Genomic DNA, 1,880 nt, shown 5'->3' with positions numbered 1-1,880 from the left:
GAGGTCGTGGAGATCCGCCCCGGCCCCGTCGTCACCATGTACGAGTTCCTGCCCGCGCCGCCCGCCACGTTGGTGACGAGCGACAGCTGCGCGCCGTCCACGTCCGCGCCGGACGTGTTGAAGCCCAGCGCCATGGCCAGGCCGGACACCTCCGCGTCGTACACGTTGCCCGCCAGGCCCAGCGCCAGCCCGCCGCCCAGCGCCGCGCCGCCGTTGACGACGCCCAGCGCGAAGCGGTTCTCCACCTGCGCGCGGCCCGCCCGCAGCGTGTTGGTGCTCATCGACGGCACGAGGCTCAGGTTCACCGGCAGCAGCTGACGGCCCCGCGGGGACAGCGCCGGGCTGCCCCCACCGCCGCCGCGCATCACGGTGGCCTCGTGGCCCACGCCCCAGGAAGTCGCCGGGCGAAAGCGGCGTGCGCGCGCCTCCTTCAGCGTGAAGGCCGCCTCGGACACGCCGCCGTCCCACTCGCGCCGCGCGCGGTAGGCGCCGGGGGCCAGGCCCAGCTCGGTGGCGCGGCCGGACACCTTCTGCACCTCCACCACCAGCGTGCCCACCGCGTCGCGCACGTACAGGCGGCCCTCCAGCGGCTCCGTGAGGACCAGGCCCGCGGTGGTGGCGCGCAGGTCGGTCATCACCAGGTCGCCGGTGCCGGCCAGCTCGATGTCGTAGTTGGGGTGCTGCGCGCCGCCCTGGGTGCGCTCCGTGCGCGCGAGCGTTTCGTGGAAGGCGAACTGGTAGGCCTCCGTGAGGGTGACGCGGCCGTCGTGCGTGACGTCCGCGGCGCCGCGCAGGCCGGACAGCAGGTGGTGCGTGAAGAACGAACCGCCCAGCCGGTCCGACTCCTGCGACGCCTCGTCCGCGCTGGACGAGGTGAGGATGGCGTGGCCCTTCACCTGGATGCCGGAGTCCACCAGGAACGCGGGCCGCGCGACGCCGCCCTTCTTGCGCGCGAACGCGCCGGACGCGCACGAGTCCAGCACCGCGATCCTCACGTCCGCGGGCAGCCCCTCCAGCGAGCGGCGCAGCTCGCCGTAGTCCAGGCGCTGGCCCTTGAGCAGCAGCCCCTCGTCGTCCGAGTGGCCGGAGTAGTACAGCAGCACCTCCACGCGGCGGGCCCCGGCGGTGCGGACGCCTTCCGCCAGGCGGCGCACCCGGTCGAAGCCCGCGAGCACGCCCGCGCGGTCCACGTCCGTGAGGAGCACGCGGTCCTGGGGCAGCACGCCGCCCAGCTCCGACAGCACCAGGGCGAAGGCCTTCGCGTCGGTCTCCGCGTAGCGCAGCCGCACGCGCTCCGGGCCGCCGTCGTTGACGCCCACGAACAGGGCCAGCCGGCGCACGGCGGAGGCCTCCGCGGCGTGGGCGGAGGTGGCCGCGCCCAGCGCGAACAGGAGGATGACGAGCGCTCTCATGGGGAGGGCTTCTCCAGCAGGAAGGACGTCTGGCCCAGGCCCGGGGGCAGGGTCAGCGGCGCGGTGCGCGCCTCGGGGGAGGTGGCCAGGACGCGCGCGGCGGCCATCACGCCCTCCAGCTCGAAGGGGGCGTCGGCGGTGATGAGGAAGAAGCGCTCGAAGCCCGGGGCGTCGTCCAGTTCGTAGGCGCGGGGCAAGAGGTGCGTGCCGCTGCGCTCCAGGGGCGCGGACGTGTCGCCCGGGTCGGGCAGGTGCGGGGTGACGGCGCCCCGGCCGTCCACGGAGAGGATGACGCCGTGGGCGTGGCCGGCGGCCGTGTACGACAGCTGCACCACGTCACCGGCCTGGGCGGGGGCGCCGTCGGTGAGGCGCTCGGTGCGGGTGGCGGCCTGGCGGTGCACGTCGAGCCGGGGCTGGAGCCCCTTGCTGCGCGTGGGCTCCAGGACGCCGGGGGTGCCTCCGGTCCCC

At 75.6% G+C, this 1,880-nt stretch carries 1 protein-coding gene and 1 pseudogene; both read right to left on the bottom strand.

What is annotated here, in order from left to right; all coding sequences use genetic code 11:
- Positions 1-1,412 (bottom strand): caspase domain-containing protein (locus tag ACLEQD_RS42435; protein ID WP_410391655.1); only part of this gene is annotated, 1,412 nt, incomplete at its 3' end.
- Positions 1,409-1,880, bottom strand: a pseudogene (locus tag ACLEQD_RS42430) (ActD-like protein); the annotation flags it as partial. The pseudogene ACLEQD_RS42430 and the gene ACLEQD_RS42435, both read right to left, overlap by 4 nt.

The organism is Corallococcus sp. 4LFB (assembly GCF_046520365.1).
GTDB classification, from domain to species: domain Bacteria; phylum Myxococcota; class Myxococcia; order Myxococcales; family Myxococcaceae; genus Corallococcus; species Corallococcus caeni.
This window is presented reverse-complemented; position numbering and strand designations above follow the sequence as displayed.